General features: G+C 68.9%; 12 protein-coding genes. 8 read left to right on the plus strand and 4 right to left on the minus strand.

Annotation, left to right across the window (positions count from 1 at the left end):
* Positions 1-161: 161 nt before the first annotated feature.
* The 3 genes from AAIL17_RS16470 to AAIL17_RS16480 all read left to right on the plus strand — a co-directional run bounded on the left by AAIL17_RS16470 (position 162) and on the right by AAIL17_RS16480 (position 5966).
* Positions 162-3230 carry a TonB-dependent receptor gene (locus AAIL17_RS16470; protein WP_424683949.1) on the plus strand — a complete coding sequence of 1023 codons (3069 nt, stop codon included), beginning with the start codon at positions 162-164 and terminating at the stop codon, positions 3228-3230.
* Positions 3231-3328: 98 nt separating this feature from the next.
* Positions 3329-4285 carry a thioredoxin family protein gene (locus AAIL17_RS16475; protein WP_424683937.1) on the plus strand — a complete coding sequence of 319 codons (957 nt, stop codon included), beginning with the start codon at positions 3329-3331 and terminating at the stop codon, positions 4283-4285.
* 232 nt (positions 4286-4517) lie between these two features.
* Entirely contained in the window at positions 4518-5966 is a 1449-nt protein-coding gene (locus AAIL17_RS16480; RefSeq protein WP_424683938.1) for a PLP-dependent aminotransferase family protein, read from the plus strand.
* A 138-nt stretch (positions 5967-6104) separates the two neighbouring features.
* Here AAIL17_RS16480 and AAIL17_RS16485 read toward each other — a convergent pair whose 3' ends face one another.
* Positions 6105-6608 carry a hypothetical protein gene (locus tag AAIL17_RS16485; protein WP_424683939.1) on the minus strand — a complete coding sequence of 168 codons (504 nt, stop codon included), beginning with the start codon at positions 6606-6608 and terminating at the stop codon, positions 6105-6107.
* Between the two features lie 107 nt (positions 6609-6715).
* Complete coding sequence (locus tag AAIL17_RS16490; protein ID WP_424683940.1) at positions 6716-7240, minus strand: hypothetical protein; 525 nt, start codon at positions 7238-7240, stop codon at positions 6716-6718.
* Positions 7241-7372: 132 nt separating this feature from the next.
* Here AAIL17_RS16490 and AAIL17_RS16495 point away from each other — a divergent pair, with 132 nt between their 5' ends.
* Positions 7373-8815: a PLP-dependent aminotransferase family protein gene (locus AAIL17_RS16495; RefSeq protein WP_424683941.1), complete on the plus strand. Its 1443-nt coding sequence runs from the start codon at positions 7373-7375 to the stop codon at positions 8813-8815.
* Between the two features lie 6 nt (positions 8816-8821).
* On the opposite strand, the gene AAIL17_RS16500 is transcribed toward AAIL17_RS16495, so the two are convergent.
* Together AAIL17_RS16500 and AAIL17_RS16505 are read right to left on the minus strand one after the other, a co-directional pair.
* Entirely contained in the window at positions 8822-10054 is a 1233-nt protein-coding gene (locus AAIL17_RS16500; RefSeq protein WP_424683942.1) for an efflux RND transporter periplasmic adaptor subunit, read from the minus strand.
* A 203-nt stretch (positions 10055-10257) separates the two neighbouring features.
* Positions 10258-11751, minus strand: a complete 1494-nt coding sequence (locus tag AAIL17_RS16505) for a PLP-dependent aminotransferase family protein (RefSeq protein ID WP_424683943.1) — start codon at positions 11749-11751, stop codon at positions 10258-10260.
* Positions 11752-12069: 318 nt separating this feature from the next.
* On the opposite strand from AAIL17_RS16505, the gene AAIL17_RS16510 reads away from it, so the two are divergent.
* From AAIL17_RS16510 to AAIL17_RS16525, 4 genes are all read left to right on the plus strand, one after another.
* Positions 12070-15123 (plus strand): TonB-dependent receptor, encoded by a 3054-nt coding sequence (locus tag AAIL17_RS16510; protein WP_424683944.1) that lies wholly within the window; start codon positions 12070-12072, stop codon positions 15121-15123.
* A 168-nt stretch (positions 15124-15291) separates the two neighbouring features.
* The gene (locus AAIL17_RS16515) at positions 15292-15978 is read left to right on the plus strand and encodes a fumarylacetoacetate hydrolase family protein (RefSeq protein WP_424683945.1); all 687 of its coding nucleotides are present in this window, start codon (positions 15292-15294) and stop codon (positions 15976-15978) included.
* A 47-nt stretch (positions 15979-16025) separates the two neighbouring features.
* Entirely contained in the window at positions 16026-16427 is a 402-nt protein-coding gene (gene mscL / locus AAIL17_RS16520; protein WP_424683946.1) for a large-conductance mechanosensitive channel protein MscL, read from the plus strand.
* A gap of 256 nt (positions 16428-16683) precedes the next feature.
* Positions 16684-18120: a M20/M25/M40 family metallo-hydrolase gene (locus tag AAIL17_RS16525; protein ID WP_424683947.1), complete on the plus strand. Its 1437-nt coding sequence runs from the start codon at positions 16684-16686 to the stop codon at positions 18118-18120.
* The last annotated feature ends 154 nt before the right edge of the window (positions 18121-18274 follow it).

Below are 18274 nucleotides of genomic sequence, written 5' to 3' on the forward strand. Positions count from 1 at the left end.
GGCCTACCTCGCCCATCGGCGATCGATCGCAAGTCCAGCAAGTCCATCAGAAGGGGAGTCGCATGAAGAGCAGAAGGCACGTTTCCATCCATTCCGGGGGCCTCCGCCGGGCCTGTCCGGCCTTGCGGCTGGCGATAGCGGCGACGCTGGGCCTGTATGGCATGTCGGCGTTCACGCCGGTCCACGCCCAGGCCACCACCGGCAGCATCTTCGGCCAGGCGCCCGCTGCCGCGGGCGGCACCGTGACCGTGCAGAGCGCGTCGGGCGTGACCCGGCAGACCACCGTCGACGCGTCCGGCCGCTACGCCATCGGCGCGCTGCCGGTCGGCACCTACACCGTCACCCTGCAGCGCGACGGGCAGACCGTCGATACGCGCAGCAACGTCCAGTTGCGCGTGGGCGCGGGCACGGACGTGTCGTTCGTATCGGCGGCGAATGCACAGAACCTCTCGGCAGTGACGGTGACGGCCAACAGCGTGCCCGCCATCGACGTGACCCAGGTCGACTCGCGCACCGTGATCACCTCGCAGCAACTGGCAAGGCTTCCGCTGGCCCGCAGCGCCGAGGCCATCGCCCTGCTCGCGCCGGGCACGGTGGAAGGCAGCGACACGTTCATGGGCATGGGCATGGGTGCTTCGTCGCCACGCAAGCTGGTGTCGTTCGGCGGCTCCTCCGTGACCGAGAACGCGTACTACATCAACGGCTTCAACACGACCGACCCGATCAGCGGCTTCGGCGGCCTGACCCTGCCCTACGGCTCGATCGACCAGGAGGAAATTCTCAGCGGCGGCTACGGTGCGGCCTACGGTCGTTCCGACGGCGGCGTGATCAGCCAGGTCGGCAAGCGCGGCACCAACGAGTGGCATTTCGGCGGCCAGGTGCTGTGGAAGCCCAAGGCCCTGCAGGGCGACCCGCGCGACATCTACTACGGCCCGGGCAGCCCCAACGCGGGCCAGCTGTACTGGCGGCGCGGCGACAACAAGTCCACCACCACCACCATCGATGCCTATGCCGGCGGTCCGCTGATCAAGGACAGGCTGTTCCTGTTCGCCTCGGTGGAAGCCGAGCGCATCGAGGGCACGGGCGCCTCCGGCGGCACGGCGTCCGGCGCGGTGGGCGACGCGGCGGGCGTGGGCGTCAACGCCCCGCCGACCTACAACAACCATACCCGCTTGGACGACCCGAAGTGGTACGCCAAGCTCGACTGGAACATCAACGACAACAACCTGCTCGAGCTCACCGGTGCGTCGAACAAGTCGTCCTATCGCGGCAACCTCTACCAGTACGACTACGCAACCGGGAAGCAGGGCGCCTTCGACCATCCCGACCTGCACATCAAGGACGGCTCGGACCTCTACCTGGGCAAGTTCACCAGCTACCTCACCGACGACCTCACGCTATCGGTGCTCTACGGCAGGATGAAGGGCACGCACTACAACGAGCTGCCCGGCTACGACCCGACGCTGATCCCCATCGCCGGCCAGACCTCGCAGAACCCTGCGATCACCGGCGGCCAGACCTTCGGCAACGCGCAGACGGTGGGCCAGCTGTTCGATCCGCAGCACACCACCAAGAACACCAACCTGCGCGTGGACCTGAGCTACACGCTGGGCGACCACACGCTGACCGGAGGCATCGACAACCAGGACGTGCGCGACAGCCACGACGGCCAGTTCACCTCCGGCCCCGGCTATGCGTGGGCCTATGCCGAGGGTGATCCGGCTTCCTGGATCACCGGCGGCCCCGAGGCGAACGGACCCGGCTGGCAGGGCTACCCGTGGGTGCGGCCGCCGGGCGAGTACGCCGGCGGCGAGACGGGCTACTACGTCTCCAAGCAGATCTTCGCCAACAGCGCCTCGGTACGGGTGAAGCAGCAGGCGCAGTACCTCGAGGACGCCTGGCAGATCAACGACCGCTGGCTGGTCAAGATCGGCGTGCGCAACGACCAGTTCACCAACTACAACGGCGACGGCACGCCCTACCTGCGGCTGACCAACAAGCAGCTCGCGCCCCGGCTTGGCTTCACCTGGGACGTCAACGGCGATTCCAGCCTGAAGGTGTACGGCAACGCCGGCCGCTACTACCTGGCGGTACCGGCGTCGGTGGCTCTGCGCTCGGCCGGCTCGTCCACCTTCACCAACGTGTACTACACCTACACCGGCATCGACCCGGCCACCGGCTATCCGACCGGCCTGACTCCGATCGACACCTCCCGCGGCCTGGAGCAGCCGATCTCGGCGAACTCCGAATACGGCCAGCCGCGCGATCCAAGGACGGCGGCCGCCACCAACATCAAGTCCGAATACCAGGACGAGTTCATCCTCGGCTTCGACAAGTCGCTGGGCGTCAACTGGGTCGCCGGCGCCAAGGCGACCTTCCGCAGGCTCGGCCGCGCCATCGACGACTGGGGCGACACCGGCCGCATCGCCGCCAAGATGGCCGAGCTGGGCATGGACGACTACGACAAGGTCAACGGCATCAAGGGCAGCTACCTCATCAACCCGGGCGAGAACCCGGTCATCCAGGTGGCCAGGCTGTCCGGCGGCTACTACCAGGTGCCGCTGGACTGGAAGAAGGACATGGGCTTCAACACCACGCTCAAGCGCAAGTACTACGCGCTGGAGATGTACCTGGAGCATCCGTTCGACGGCAAGTGGTACGGCAAGGTCGACTACCTGTTCTCGCGCAACTACGGCAACACCGAAGGCCAGGTACGCTCGGACATCGGCCAGGTGGACGTGTCGGCGACGGTGGACTGGGATTACTCCCAGGTCATGGACTACGCCAACGGCGCGCTGTCCAACGACCGCCGTCACCAGATCAAGGCCTACGGCTACTACCAGGTCACGCCGGAATGGATGGTGTCGGGCAACGTCGCCATCCTGTCGGGTGCACCCAAGACCTGCCTCGGCCTGTATGGCGCGGACGAAACCAACCCGGGCCTGGGCTACGGCGCGTTCTACCACTTCTGCGACGGCACGCCGGTGTCGCCCGGCTACAAGCGCGAGGCGTGGACCTACCTGCTGAGCCTGGGCGCCGAATACCGTCCGGACTGGGCGAGCCGCCGGCTGGCCTTCCACGTGCAGGTCTACAACGTGCTCGACCAGCAGCGCATCACGCAGACCAACGGCCGCTACGGCAGTTCGGCGAACGTGCGTCCGACCTACAACCTGCCGCTGTCCACGCAGCAGCCGCGTTACGTGCAACTGGGCATCACCTACGACTACTGAGTCGTGGCGGAACGCGCCCGGCCGCGAATCGGCCGGGCGCCGTACGAAGACGCCGATGCCTGCCCGGCATCGGCGCCCCTTTTCTCCGGAGCATCGCCATGAAAAAGCTCGCGCTGTTCGCAGGACTGCTGCTCGGTGCCTTGTTCGGCGGCAGCATGGCCACGGCGACGCCGGCACCTGCGCAGACACCCGAGTTCGCCGGCATCGACCACTGGTTCAATTCGCCGCCGCTTCGCCTGTCCGGCCTGCGCGGCAAGGTGGTGCTGATCGACTTCTGGGCGTACTCCTGCATCAACTGCATCCGCGCGATGCCGCACGTCGAACATCTTTACGAGACCTACAAGGACAAGGGCCTGGTGGTGGTCGGCGTGCACTCGCCGGAATTCGACTTCGAACACGACCCGTCCAACGTGCGGTCGGCGATCGAACGCATGGGCATCACCTACCCGGTGGCCATGGACAGCCACCTGGACACGTGGAACGCGTGGCGCAACCAGTACTGGCCGGCCCAGTACCTGATCGACCCGGACGGCCGGCTGATCGGCCACCACTACGGCGAGGGCGGCTACGAAAAGATGGAGAACGCGATCCGCCTGCTGCTCGGCCTGCCCATGCTGGCGCCAGGCCGCGCGGATACGTTCGAGCCGGGGCCCGGCGACACGCCCGAACTGCACCTGGGCAGCGCCGGCCAGAAAGGCTTCGGCAGCCCGCAAAGCGGCAGCGACGGCCGGCGCCGCTTCAGCGCGCCCGCGCGCTTGCCCCTGCACCGGTTCGCACTGGCCGGGACGTGGGAGATCACGCCGCAGTACGCGCGCTCGGCCGGCACGCAGAGCGAGCTGCAGCTGCGCTTCAAGGCTGCCAAGCTGTATGTCGTGGCCAGCGCGGACCAGCCGACCGTGCTGGAAGTGACCGTCGATGGCAAGCCGCAGGCTCCCGTGACCGTGCAGGGCAGCCGGGCCTATACGCTGTTCGACAGCCATGACGACCGCGAGCACCTGCTGCTCCTGCGCGTGCCCGCCGAGGGCCTGCGCGTGTATTCCTTTACCTTCGGTTGAGTCGGGGCCCTGCCGACGCACTACCCCCGCTTTCCTTCGACGGTCGGCTCTGGGTATCTCGCCTGTCGCATAGCGGCCGCGGCCCCGTCGTCGCCGACACGGGGCTGCGATGCCTCACGCAGCGGCGCGCGGCGGCGAGATTGCAGGATTTGATGCGCGTGCGTGTTGTGCGCACACTCGTACGCAATCGTTTCGTCCTTCCGTCCCATCCGAACGGAGAGAGTGCGCTGGCATGTTCCTCGAGCTCGACGGCCACGGCCCCCGCTACGCGCAGCTGATCCGTGCGCTGAAGTCCGCGATCCTCGAGGGCCGCATGGCCGCCGGTTCGCGCCTGCCGCCCACGCGCGAGCTCGCGCTCCAGCTGGAGCTTTCGCGCACCACGGTGCTGGCCGCCTACGAACAGCTGCGCGCCGAGGGCTACATCGAGGGTCGGGTGGGCTCGGGGAGCTTCGTGGCGGACCTCCCGGTCGCGCCGTTGCCGGATCCGCGCCGGGCGGAATTCTGCACGCCGTCGCGCTACGTGCAGCGCGCGCGCATGCAACGCGACATCCGGCCGACGCGGCAACACTACGACGTGCGCTTCAACCTGCTGTCCACCAATCCGCTGATCAACCCGACGCTGGTAAACCACTGGAGCCGCGAACTGGCACGGGCCGCCACGCACACCGCGCTCGAGGAGAACGGCTCGCAGGGCCTGCACGGCCTTCGCCAGCAGGTCTGCGACTACCTGGCGCGCCGGCGCGGCATCCGCGCCTCACCCGAGGACGTGCTGATCACCAACGGCGCCCAGCAGGCGTTCTCGCTGACCGCGCGCGTGCTGCTCGACGAGGGCGACACGGTGGTGATGGAGGATCCGGACTACTTCTCCGCCTACCAGGCGTTCGCCGCCCACGGCGCGCGGCTGTGCCTGGTGCGCACGGATGCCGACGGGCTGGTCTGCAGCGCCCTGCCCGCCGGATCGCCCCGACTGGTATGCGTCACTCCTTCGCACCAGTTTCCCGGCTGCAGCGTGCTTTCCCTGTCGCGCCGGCTGGAGCTGCTCCGCTATGCGGCAGCCCGCTCGTGCTGGATCCTGGAGGACGACTACGACGGCGAGTTCCGCTACGACGGCCAGCCGCTGGCCGCATTGCGCTCGCTCGACGGCGGCGACCGCGTGATCTACGTCGGCAGCTTCTCCAAGATGCTGTTCACCAGCCTGCGGCTGGGCTACATGGTGCTGCCCGCGGCCTTGCGCGAGGACTTCATCACCGCGAAGTACCTGAGCGATCTCTGCTGCCCCGTCATCGAGCAGGCGGCGCTGGCGCACTTCATGGAAAACGGCGGGTTCGAACGGCACCTGCGGCGTGTCCGCAAGGAACTCATGGCGCGCCGCAAGGCCCTGATCGAGGGCCTGCGCCGGCATGCCGGCGGGCGCGTGGAGATCGTCGATACGCCCGCCGGCATGCACGTGGTGGCATGGCTGAACGGCTACGACCATGCCCGCACCGATGCGCTGGTCGCGCACGCGCGCAGCCGCGGGCTCGGCCTGTATCCGATGGCGCACTACGTGCACACGCCACCGCCGCGCGCAGGCCTGCTGCTCGGCTACGGCCGGCTGACGACCTCGGCGCTGCAGGAGGCCATGCAGTTGTTCGGCCAGTGCCTGGACGAGATGGATGCCGGCGTGGCGGCGGCCTCCTAGAGGAGGCAACTGGAACCGCAGGAGCGGCCGCGGACGATGCGGACGACCGGGCCGTAGACCGCTTTGGCCAAGACCGCATTCGGCGTCGCAGTACCGTGCGCGGCACGCCGCGACCGGGCGCACCGCGTGCCCCTGCGTTCAGGCCGGGTGCGTGGCCGCTCGTGCCGCGCGCGAGAAAAGCGCACAGGGAATGCCGACCACGGTTGCATAGGCCAGCAGGCAGGTCGCCGTCCAGAACGGGGCAACGACCGGCCGTATCCCCGTGAGCGCCGGCACCAGCAGTTGGAAGATGGCTACGTACGCGGCGATCCCGTACACGGCGCCACACGCGAGCGGCCGCCTCGACAGCAGCGGGTGGCGGCGGGCGAGCGCGTCGTACAGCGTCGCCACGCCCCACAGCAGCTGGCCATAGAGCAGTACCCCGAGCACCGCCGTGAGCACGCCGCCGGAAAACGCGGCCGGCCCGAGCAACCAGGACGCGATGCCCTGCGGGATGCGGCCGACCGCCACGCCACGCGGCGCCCAGTAGGCCGCGGCCACCGACAGGTCCAGCACGGCCGCGGTGTAGCCGCCGACCAGCAGCCAGGGCACCGCCGGGCCGTGGCGACGCGTATGACCGAGGACCGGGGCGATGGCTGGCATGGGCGGCATTCCGTCGTGATCTGGCCGCGAGTATGCGTCGCCCTGCCCATGCGGCAAGGGCCACTTTCGCCGGCCCGGCCAAGGCCATTTGGCGAAAGGCCGGAAGTTCAGGGCGTGCCGGACATCGCCACGCCCGCATCCACGGTGGCCGGCGCCTGCGCGGCCCGCACGAACAGCGCGCACGGCAGGCCCACGAGCAGGACATGCGACAGCACGCTGGCAACGGTCCATGCCGGCGAAGCCGCGGCGTGCGGTGCCGCCGACAGCGGCACCACCACCCAGGTCATCACCAGGTAAAGCACCACACCGTAGAGCGGCCCTGCCAGCGCCGGCCGGCGCACCAGCCAGCGCAGGCGCAGCGCGACCAGGTCGTAGGCCAGCACCATCAGGCAGGCGATGGACAGATGCAGCAGCAAGCCGAGCAGCGCCGACGCCTGGCCGCCATCCGACGCGGCGGGCCCCAGCAGGCCGCTGGCCACCGACTGCAGCACGCGGACGGGCGACACACCGTGGAGGCCCCAGAAAGTCATGGCCAAGCCCATGTCCAGTGTGCCGACGACGACCGCAGCCAGCAGCAGCACCGGCCATCGCGCCGGCAGCGGCCGCACTGGTCCGTTGAGATACGCACTCATGGTTTCGCTCCGTGTTGCGCCCGCATGCATGCCCACCGTGGGCGCTCTTGACGGTCCCATGTTCATGCCAGACATTCAGGGCATCCAGAACCGCTTTGGCGCAGGCGGTCGAGGCCACTCGGGGACGAGATGATGTATCTGGAGCTCGACGGGCAAGGCCCGCTGCACGTGCAACTGGCCCGCGCGCTGCGCACGGCCATCCTCGATGGGCGCCTCAAGCCGGGCTCCCGCCTTGCGTCCACCCGGGTCGTATCGATGGAGTTGGGGCTCTCGCGCACCACCGTGATGGCCGCCTACGAGCAATTGCGCGCCGAGGGATTCATCTCCGGTCGGGTCGGTTCGGGCAGTTACGTCGGCCCCGTCCTGACCGGAACCCAGGCACCGGCGGCGTCTCCCACGCTGGCGCCACCTTCGCGCTACGCGCAGCGCATGCAGGAGGCCATGCCCCGCCCGGCGGGGCCGATGTACGAGGGCGTGCGCTACCACATGCAGTATGGCGCGCCGCTGATCAATCCGGCCCTGACCACGGCATGGAGCCGCGAGCTGGCGCACGCGGCCCGCTACACCGATCCGCACTATCCTGACCCGCAGGGCCTGCCCGCGTTGCGCGAGGCGGTTTGCGATTACCTGGCGCGGCGCCGCGGCGTGCGCGTGGATGCGAGCCGCGTGCTGATCGTCAACGGTACCCAGCAGGCGCTGGCGCTGACCGCGCGCGTGCTGCTGGACGAAGGCGATCCGGTGGCGCTCGAGGAACCCCGCTACTTCGGCGCCTACCAGGTCTATCGGGCCCATGGCGCCAGGCTGGTGGGCGTCCCCGTGGACGAGGAGGGGCTGATCTGCAGACAGTTGCCCGCGCAAGTGCCGCGTCTGATCTTCGTCACTCCCTCGCACCAGTTTCCCAGCGGCGCCGTCATGTCACAGCGCCGGCGGATGGAATTGCTGCGCTACGCGAGCGAGCGCTCATGCTGGATCGTCGAGGACGACTACGACAGCGAATTCCGCTACGACGTCCAGCCGCTCCCGGCGCTGCGCGCGATGGATGAGCACGACCGGGTCATCTACATCGGTACCTTCTCCAAGGCCCTGCTCGGCTCGCTGCGGCTGGGCTACATGGTTCTGCCCAGTGCGCTATGCGGGTACTTCAAGCGGGCCAAATGGCTGGACGACATGGGTTGCTCGTCGATCGACCAGGCCGCACTGGCCGGCTTCATGCAAAGCGGGGCGTTCGAGCGTCATCTGCGGCGCGCCTCGCAGATGCTCAGGGCGAGGCGGTCGGCACTCATCGAAGGGCTGCGCAGGCATGCAGGCGACCGGCTCGACATCGACGATTCGCACGCCGGCATGCATCTGGTGGCGTGGCTGCGCGGCATGGACCACGCGCAATGCAGCGCGCTGATCGAGTACGCCCTCGCCCAGGGGCTGGGATTGCATCCGATCGCGCCGTCCTATTTCTCGCCGCCGCCGCGGCCCGGCCTGTTGCTGGGCTATGCCGGGCTGTCGGTCGCCGAGCTGCAGGCGGCATCGGCGCTGCTGGGCCATTGCCTGCGCACGCTGCCGGCGGCGGCCGCCGCCTGACCGGCGCTAGCCTCCGCTGGCGGCTTCCACTTCGCTGCCATCGTGCAGTTCGGCCGGCGGCGAAACCACCACCACATCGCCCGGCTGCACGCCCTCGGGCAGCAGGCGCTGCTCGCCCATCGGCCGGGCCTGCACGCGGCGCTGCTGCACCCGGCCATCGTGCACCACGAACACCACCTCGTGGCCGTCGCGCGTCGCGATGGCCGTTGCCGGCACCAGCACCCCATGCGGCGCCTGCGTGGCGACCTTGGGCCTGGTTTCCAGGAACGACACGCGCACGCCCATGTCCGGCACGATGCGCGCATCCTTCTGCTCCAGCGCCACGCGCACCTTCACCGTGGCCTTGCCGCGGTCGGCTGCCGGCACGATGGCGATCACGTGGGCGGGAATGGTCCAGTCCGGATAGGCGTCGAGCACCGCCTGGGCCGGCATGTCCGGCTTGACGCGGCCGATGTAGGCCTCGTTCACGTCGACGTCGACCTCGAGCGAATCCATGTCCACGATCGTGCCCACGCCGGTGCGGGTGAAGCCGCCACCGGCCGACAGCGGCGAGATGATCTCGCCGACCTGCGCGGCCTTGTCGGTGACCACGCCGTCGAACGGCGCGCGTACCACGGTGTAGTCGAAGTTGACCTGGGCGACCTGCGCCTGCGCCCTGGCGGACTCGGCCTGCTTGCGCTGCGCGGCGAGTTGCGCGGCCAGCACGTCGACCTGCGTGCGCGCCTGCTCGGCGGCCTGTTTGGCGACCAGTCCGCGGCCGACCAGCGCCTCCTGCCGGGTGGCGTCGTGGCGGGCCTGCGCGAGCTGAGCCTGCAACTGGCCGACCTGCGCCTGGGCCGCGCGCGCGTTGGCCTGGGCGGCGTCCAGGTTGGCGCGGTAGGCGCTGTCCTCCAGCCGCGCGAGCACCTGACCTTTCTTGACGTGGTCGCCTTCCTCGATCAGCACGTCGGTGAGCGTGCCGGTGATCTGCGCGGACACGGTCGCCTGCCGCCGCGCCGTCACATAGCCGGTGGCCTGCAGCACCGCGCCGGCGCCATCGCCACTGCTGGGCGCCGCCGCCGTGGCGGTCTGCACCGCGACCGCGCGGTGCGCCAGCATCCACCAGCCGCCGATGCCCAGCGCCAACAGCACCAGCACCACCGCACCGACGATCCAAGGCCAGCGCAGCGGCGCACTGTGCACCGCCTCGCGCTGGCCGCGCTCGATCTTCAGCTGCCTGAGCAGTTCACCGTTGTCCACGCCGACCCCACACGCCGTCCATTTTGCAGAGGCGAACAATGCGGCAAGCCGATCGCTCGCGATAGCCTGCCCCATCAACCATCGCGAATGACAGCTGTCATTCGTGCCCGCCGGCCGCTCCCATGATGCGACCCCGGCACAGTATTCCACGGCGCGGCAAGCCGACCGCCAGGCTTGCGGAGGATCCAGCGCGAAGTCGCCTGTCAGCCGCAGCGCGCGGTCGCGCCATCTGGCCTGGAGAAGCGGTGGACGGTGCGGGCCAGGCGCGTGATGGCCTGCTCGATCGCCGGTTCGGGCAGATCGAGGTAGCGGAGCAGCAGCGTGAGATGGCCAGGCTGCCTGGCGTAGTACACGCCGGCCGATTGCAGCCGCAACCCGTCGGCCAGGGCACAGCCCAGGAACGCCGCCGTCGCCGACGCGGGTACGCCCGGGACGTGCAGCAACGCGTTGCCGCCACCCCCGAAGCCCTGCACGTGGGCGTGGCCGTCCAGCCGCTGCGCGACGGCATCGAGCAGGCGCTGCCGCCGGCCGGCCAGGACACCGGCCAGGCGGCGCAGGTTGCGCACGAAGTCCCCGCTGGCCATGTAGCGGGCGAGCACGCGCTGGCTCGATGCGGCGCTGCCGCGGTCGGCAAGCCATTTGACGGCGTGGAAATAGGGTCGCAAGCCGGCCGGCACGGCGACGTAGGCCAGCCGCATGAAGGGGAAGTACTCGCGCGCGAAACTGCCGACGTAGATCACGCGCCCGCCCGGCTGCAGCGTATGCAGCGTCGGCACCGTGCGCGCACCCAGCCGGTGCTCGGATTCGAAATCGTCCTCGATTAGGTAGGCGCCCGTGCGCGCGGCCCAGGCCAGCAGCGCCAGCCGGCGCGCCTCGTCCATGACCTCGCTGGTCGGGAACTGGTGCGAGGGCATCACGTAGACGATGCGCGCGCCCTGCAACGCGTCCGCATGGCGGGCGATATCGAAGCCGCCGTGGCCCACGCCGCACGGGACCAACCGCGCATCCATCGCCTGGAAGGTCGCCCGGATGCCCCGGTAACAGGGGTCCTCGATGCCGACGAGGTCCCCGGCCTCCACCAGCACGCGCGCGGTGATGTCGCGCGCCTGCTGGATGCCGCTGACGATGAGCAGGTCCTCCGCATCCACGACCACGCCGCGTTCGTCGCGCAGGTAATCCGCCAGCGCACGCCGCAGGCTGGGCAGTCCGGCGACGTCCGGCCGCTCGACGGCGCGCGTACTCAGCGTCTCCGCCAGCGCGCGGCGCCATTGCAGGCGGCCGCGCTCGTCCTGGATCGTCGCGGCGTCCGCGAGGTTGAGGGCACTGCCCGAGGATGGTGCCGCCGGCGTGGCGTCGGGCGGCGGCAACGCGCCGAGTGCCAGTTGCGCACGGCGGCTCGGCGCGGGATCGGGCAGGTTCCCGGCCGCCATCCTGGTTTCGCGCACCGGCGCCGGCGCGCTGGGCGGCGAGACCGCCACATACGTGCCGTATCCCGCGCGGCTGGCGGTGATGCCTTCGCTGTCGAGCTGCGCGTAGGCCTGCAATATGACGGTGCGCGACACACCCAGGTCATGGGCCAGCGTTCGCGTGCCGGGCAGGCGCTTGCCGAGCGGAAGGCGTCCGTCGGCGATGGCTTTCAGGAGTCCCGCATAGACCTGCATGTAGAGCGGGCCATCGCCTTCGAGCGTAAGCAGCATGGCGGATCCGTCCGGACCGAAAACCGGGATAACGCCCACGTATCCGAAACGGTGCACCGGCCCGCTCCCCAACTTGTGGCATAGGCCCCGCGGCATGCCGCCGGCTCATCGCGAGGGCGACAGGTGGTCACTGCGCGCGGAACGAAGCTGGTTATTTACGGTTTTCTGACACGCATCGACGATCCGTGAAGGAAGCGTGGGGCCGCCCGGATGCGGGATGTACGCCCACCACGCTCCCGCTCGCGGAGGCCCCCGCACGTTCCGGCAAACCGCCCTGCCTCCGCATCCACCACCAAAAATTCTTGGGGAGATTCACTGATGAGTATGCGTTTCGTCCGATCCCTCGCCGGATCCCACCGCAATGCGCTGGCCCTTGCGCTCGCCGCAGGCCTGGGGTTCACCGGGATCGCCCACGGCCAGGCCACCACCGGCAGCATCTTCGGCTCCGTGCAAGCCGCCAGTGGAGAATCCGTCGTGGTCAGGAGCACGTCGGGCGTGAGCCGCGAGGTCGCCGTCGACACTTCCGGCCACTACGTGGTCAACCAGCTTCCGCTGGGCACCTACACGGTCACCGTCATGCGCGATGGCCAGACCGTCAACACGCGCGACAACGTCAGCCTGCGCGTGGGCGCTGGTACCGAAGTGTCGTTCGACCAGGCCACCGATGCGCAGAACCTGTCCGCCGTGCAGGTCGTCGCCAGCGCCCTGCCGGCGATCGATGTGACCAACACCGTGGCGCATACGGTGATCACCTCCGAACAGCTCGACCGGCTGCCGCTTGCTCGCTCCGCCGAGGCGATCGCCCAGCTCGCGCCGAGCGTAGCGGCGGGAAGCTCGCTGTTCGGCGGCAACTACATCTCGATCGGCGGTTCCTCGGTGACCGAGAACGCCTACTACATCAACGGTTTCAACACGACCGATCCGGTCAGCGGCTTCGGCGGCGTCACGCTGCCGTACGGCTCGCTGGACCAGGAAGAAGTGCTCACCGCCGGCTATGGCGCGGCGTACGGTCGCTCCGACGGCGGCGTGCTCAGCCAGGTGGGCAAGCGCGGCACCAACGAATGGCACTTCGGCGGCCAGGTGCTGTGGTCGCCCAAGGCGCTCGGGGCCGACGGCGCGGATTCGTACTACACCAGCTTCAACGACAACAAGCTCTACCGCCATCCCGGCGACAGCGGCCAGTGGCAGACCACCTACGACGCCTACGTCGGCGGCCCGCTGATCAAGGACAAGCTGTTCCTGTTCGCCTCGGCCGAAGCGCAGAAGACCGACCGCAAGACGATCGGGCCGGTGACCACCGGGCAGACGACCTATACCGACTTCTCCGACCCGAAGTGGTACACCAAGCTCGACTGGAACATCAACGAGAACAACATCCTCGAACTCACCGCGGCCTCCAACACCGACTCGCAGGATTCGAACGTCTACGACTACGACCCCGACACCTACCAGAGCACCGATTTCGTCACCCAGGGTACGCACTACAAGACGACCCATCGCCTCTACGTCGGCAAGTTCACCAGCTACATCACCGACGACCTCACGCTGACGGCGCTGTTCGGCAAGATGAACGGCACCTACTTCAGCCAGAACCCCGACATCGATCCGACCACGCCGTACCTGCTCGATACGGACAAGCAAAACCCCGCCTACACCGGCGGCACGCCGATCCTCAACAGCCAGACGCTGCTGAACATCGACGACCCGGCGCACAAGACGCTCAACGAGAACTTCCGCGTCGACCTGAGCTGGCACCTGGGCGACCACACCATCACCGGCGGCATCGACAACCAGAACGTGTGGGACGAGAACGACGGCACCACGGTCAAGGGCCTGATCGGCTACGCCTGGGACTACGGCAACCATGACCCGAACACGCCGATCGCCGGCGCGCCGGGCAGTTCCAGCTTCGTCGACGCCCCCGGCAACTATCCCAACGGCGCCGACGGCTACTACGTGACCAAGTACATCCAGTACGCCGAGGCGTCGGTGCGCGTCGCACAGAAGGGCGAGTACCTGCAGGACGCCTGGCAGGTCAACGACCGGCTGCTGCTCAACATCGGCCTGCGCAACGACAGCTTCACCAACTACAACGGCGACGGCGTGCCCTACATCCGCCTGACCAAGCCGCAGTTGGCGCCGCGCCTGGGCTTCGCCTGGGACGTCGACGGCGATTCGAGCTTCAAGGTCTACGGCAATGCCGGCCGCTACTACCTGGCGCTGCCGGCCAGCGTGGCGCAGCGTTCGGCCGGCTCCTCGGTGTTCACCAACGAGTACTTCACCTACTCGGGCATCGATGCCAACGGCGTGCCGCAGAACCTGACCCCGATCAAGACCGCCACCGGCGGCCCGATCTCGGCCAACAACGAGTACGGCCAGCCGCGCGATCCCAAGACCGCCGCCGCGTCCAACATCGGCTCGGAGTACCAGGACACCTACCTGGTCGGCTTCGACAAGAAGTTCAACGACGACTGGGTGTACGGCGCCAAGGCGCAGGTGAGCAAGCTGCGTACGGCGATCGACGACACCGGCGACAAGGACGCGATCCTGGCCAAGGCGGTGTCGATGGGCATCGACCCGGCCACCATCCAGCCGAACCTGCAGGGTAGCTACCTGATCAACCCGAACCGCACGGCGGACATCGTGGTGGCCTCGACCAACGGCGGCTACGTCACCATCCCGATGTCGCCGGCCGACTTCGGCTTCCCGCCGCTCAAGCGCAACTACTACTCGCTGGAGCTCTACCTGGAGCATCCGTTCGACGGCAAGTGGTACGGCAAGATCGACTACGTCTACTCGCGCAGCTACGGCAACACCGAGGGCCAGGTCCGTTCCGACATCGGCCAGGCCGACGTGTCGGCGACGGAGGACTGGGACTTCGGTCCGCTGATGGCCTACGCCAACGGCGACCAGGGCAACGACCACACCCACGCGCTGAAGATGTACGGCTCCTACCAGTTCACGCCCGAGTGGATGGTGTCGGCCAACCTGCTGCTGCAGTCGGGCGCGCCGCGCTCGTGCCTGGGCTACTACGGCACCGACATCAACAACCCGCAGGATCCGGCCGGCTACGGCGACTCCTACCACATGTGCGACGGTGTTCCCTCGCCGCCGGGTGCGGCCGGGCGCAACCCGTTCATCCACGACCTCTCGCTCAGCCTCGAATACCGCCCGGCATGGGCGGGCAAGAAGCTCGCGTTCGACGTGGACGTGTTCAACGCGCTCAACCAGCAGGTGAAGACCCAGACCTACCCGTTCTACGGCGGCCTGGGCGGCTACGAGCCGAGCTACGGCCGCGCCCTGGGCGTGGCGCCGTACTACGGCTACACCGCACCGCGCACCGTCCGGATCGGCGCCCGTTACGACTTCTGAGCGGACCGCGCCTCTTACCCATAACAACATCGTTTCCGGGCGACCCTCCCCCGCCGCGAGATGCGAGACTCCCCAGATCGGCCGCCGCTCCCCGGCGGCCTTTTTTTGTCTTTCGCCGGCGCACGCCTTGGCGGCCCGGCGACGACCCGCTCTGATACGCTTCCGGCCATGCCCTACGCCATCGCCGCGCCAGCCGTCCCCAGCCTGCCGATCCAGGACAGCGAATTGCGCTTCCCGGTACGGCGCATCTTCTGCATCGGCCGCAACTACGCCGACCACGCGCGCGAGATGGGCGCGACGGTCGACCACGAGCAGCCGATGTTCTTCTGCAAGCCGGCCGACGCGGTGGTCAGCGACGGCGCCGACGTGCCCTACCCTACCGCCACCGCCGAGCTGCACCACGAGGTGGAGATGGTGGTGGCGCTGGCCGGCGGCGGACGCGACATCGCGCCGGAGCTGGCCGATGCGCTGATCTTCGGCTATGGCGTGGGACTTGACCTCACGCGCCGCGACCTGCAGGCGCAGGCCAAGGCCAAGGGCCATCCCTGGGACGTGGCCAAGGCCTTCGACCATTCCGCGCCGGTATCGGCGCTGCGTCCGGTCGAGCAAGGCCGACCCGGCCCGCGGACGCAGCTCAGCCTGGAAGTCAACGACGTGTTGCGCCAGCAGTCCACGCTGGATGCCATGGTGCACGACGTGCCGGCGATCATCGTCGCGCTTTCGAAACTGTTCGAACTGAAGGCGGGCGACCTGATCTTCACCGGCACCCCGGCCGGCGTGGCGGCCCTGCAGCGCGGCGACCGCTTCCGCGCCGAGCTCGAAGGCATCGCCTTGCTGGAAGGCCGCGTGGCCTGAAGCGGCAGCGCGACGTTTTTCTCACCGCAACTGGAGGAGGACCTGGCATGGGCATGTTGCAGGAGTTCAAGAAGTTCGCGATGCGCGGCAACGTGATCGACCTCGCCGTCGGCGTGGTCATCGGCGGCGCGTTCGGCAAGATCGTCAGTTCGCTGGTCGACCAGGTGATCATGCCGCCGATCGGCCTGGTCACGGGCGGCGTGGATTTCTCGCGGCTCAAATGGGTGCTCAAGCCGGCCGACCCGGCGACCAAGACGGCGGAGGTGGCCATCCAGTACGGCGCCTTCATCAACACCTTGATCACCTTCCTGATCATCGCCTTCGTGATCTTCCTGCTGGTCAAGACGATCAACCGCCTGGCGCCCAAGCCGGAGGAAGCGCCGGCCGTGCAGCCGCCGGAAGTGGTGCTGCTGACCGAGATCCGCGACCTGCTGAAGAACAGGGCGTAACGCCGCCGCTCCAGGAGCAGGTCGCCGTGCGGGGCCGTCGTTAGGCCGCCCCCGTCCGCCCTTCGGGCACCTTCCCCCGTGAAACGGGGGAAGGATCAAACCGCAGTGCCTCGTCCCCGAGCCTCCCCCCGCGAATGCGGGGGAAGGTGCCGACAGGCGGATGGGGCGCCCCTGCCAAGATGGCGTGACTTCTGGCCTACGCCCTTACCTGCCGCGGCCCCAATAATCGGGCGTTCATCCCCAGCGGAGTTCCCCGATGCGCCGTCCCTCCCTCACCCTGCTCGCCGCCAGCCTGCTGCTGGCCAGCGGCGTCGCCTGCGCCGCCGACACCACCATTCCCGCGGCAGCCGTAAAGACGGCCGAACAGCTGCGCGACAAGGCGATGCACGACGACACCGGCTACCGCATCGTCACCTCGCTCACCACCGAGGTCGGCCCGCGCCTGGCCGGCAGCCCGGCCGACAAGCGCGGCGTGGACTGGGCGGTGGCCAAGTTCAAGGCGCTGGGCTTCGACAAGGTCTACACCGAGCCGGTCACCTATCCGAAGTGGGTACGCCGCAGCGAGCACGGCGCGATCGTCTCGCCGTTCCCGCAGCCGATGGTGCTGACCGCGCTGGGCTATTCGCCGGGCACGCCCAAGGGCGGCCTCACCGCGCAGGTCGTCAGGTTCGACAGCCTCGACGCGCTCAAGGCGGCCGATCCGGCCACGGTCAAGGGCAAGATCGTGTTCGTCGACTTCCGCATGCACCGCTACAAGGACGGCCACGACTACGGCACCGGTTCGCCGATCCGCGTGCAGGGCCCGGTGGTCGCACAGGCCAAGGGCGCCGTCGGCTACCTGCTGCGCACCGTCGGCACCGACCCGCACAGCCGCACGCCGAACACCGGTGTCACCGGCTTCCGCGACCCGACCAAGACGATCCCTGCCGCGGCCGTGTCCAATCCGGACGCCGACCAGCTCGAGCGCGTGCTCGGCTACGGCAAGCCGGTGACGGTCCGGCTTGACCTCGACTGCGGCATCGAAGGCGAATACACCGGCGCCAACGTGATCGGCGAAGTTACCGGCGCGAAGTATCCCGATCAGGTCGTCGCCATCGGCGGCCATCTCGACTCGTGGGATCCGGGCACCGGCGCGATCGACGATGGCGCCGGCGTGGCGATCGCCATGGCCGCCGGCAAGCTGATCCGCGACCTGCCGCAGCGGCCGGACCGCACCATCCGCGTGATCGCCTTCGCCAACGAGGAGATGGGCCTGTGGGGCGGCCGCGCCTATGCCGAGAAGCATGCCGGCGAGGTGGCCAGGTTCCAGCTCGGCACCGAGTCGGACTTCGGCTCGGGCCAGGTCTGGCGCATGACCGCGAGCGTCAAGCCCGAGGCGCGCGGCGCCATCGAGCAGATCGCCAAGGTGCTCTCGCCGATCGGCGTGGCCTACGACGCCAAGCGTCCCGGCGGCGGCGGCTCGGATCTGTCGCAGATGCACGCCAAGGGCATGGCCGCGCTGTCGCTGACCCAGGACGGCACCGACTACTTCGACTGGCACCACACCGCCGCCGACACGCTGGACAAGATCGATCCGAAGGACCTGGCGCAGAACGTGGCGGTGTACGCGGCGTTCTCGTACATGGCCGCGCAGGCCGACGGCGACTTCGGCTCCGCGCCCGGCGCCTTCGCCAACGACGGCGCCGGCGACTGACGTACCCGGCGCGGCGCGGGCTCCGGCCCGCGCTGCGCATCGCCGCGGTGATGGCGGGCCGCAGGCGTAGGGTGGGCTTCAGCCCACCGGCTCCGAAGCGGAAGAAAGCGGTGGGCTGAAGCCCACCCCACGCACCCCCCGATGGTGTTAGAGG

This window comes from Frateuria sp. YIM B11624, assembly GCF_049727805.1.
GTDB lineage: Bacteria > Pseudomonadota > Gammaproteobacteria > Xanthomonadales > Rhodanobacteraceae > Frateuria_A.

Coding starts and splice junctions, on each gene's coding strand:
- AAIL17_RS16515 (WP_424683945.1), top strand. CDS start 15,292: ATGCCCTACGCCATCGCCGCGCCAGCCGTCCCCAGCCTGCCGATCCAG.
- AAIL17_RS16505 (WP_424683943.1), bottom strand. CDS start 11,751: ATGCTGCTTACGCTCGAAGGCGATGGCCCGCTCTACATGCAGGTCTAT.
- AAIL17_RS16490 (WP_424683940.1), bottom strand. CDS start 7,240: ATGAGTGCGTATCTCAACGGACCAGTGCGGCCGCTGCCGGCGCGATGG.
- AAIL17_RS16510 (WP_424683944.1), top strand. CDS start 12,070: ATGAGTATGCGTTTCGTCCGATCCCTCGCCGGATCCCACCGCAATGCG.
- AAIL17_RS16480 (WP_424683938.1), top strand. CDS start 4,518: ATGTTCCTCGAGCTCGACGGCCACGGCCCCCGCTACGCGCAGCTGATC.
- AAIL17_RS16495 (WP_424683941.1), top strand. CDS start 7,373: ATGTATCTGGAGCTCGACGGGCAAGGCCCGCTGCACGTGCAACTGGCC.
- AAIL17_RS16485 (WP_424683939.1), bottom strand. CDS start 6,608: ATGCCAGCCATCGCCCCGGTCCTCGGTCATACGCGTCGCCACGGCCCG.
- mscL (WP_424683946.1), top strand. CDS start 16,026: ATGGGCATGTTGCAGGAGTTCAAGAAGTTCGCGATGCGCGGCAACGTG.
- AAIL17_RS16525 (WP_424683947.1), top strand. CDS start 16,684: ATGCGCCGTCCCTCCCTCACCCTGCTCGCCGCCAGCCTGCTGCTGGCC.
- AAIL17_RS16470 (WP_424683949.1), top strand. CDS start 162: ATGTCGGCGTTCACGCCGGTCCACGCCCAGGCCACCACCGGCAGCATC.
- AAIL17_RS16475 (WP_424683937.1), top strand. CDS start 3,329: ATGAAAAAGCTCGCGCTGTTCGCAGGACTGCTGCTCGGTGCCTTGTTC.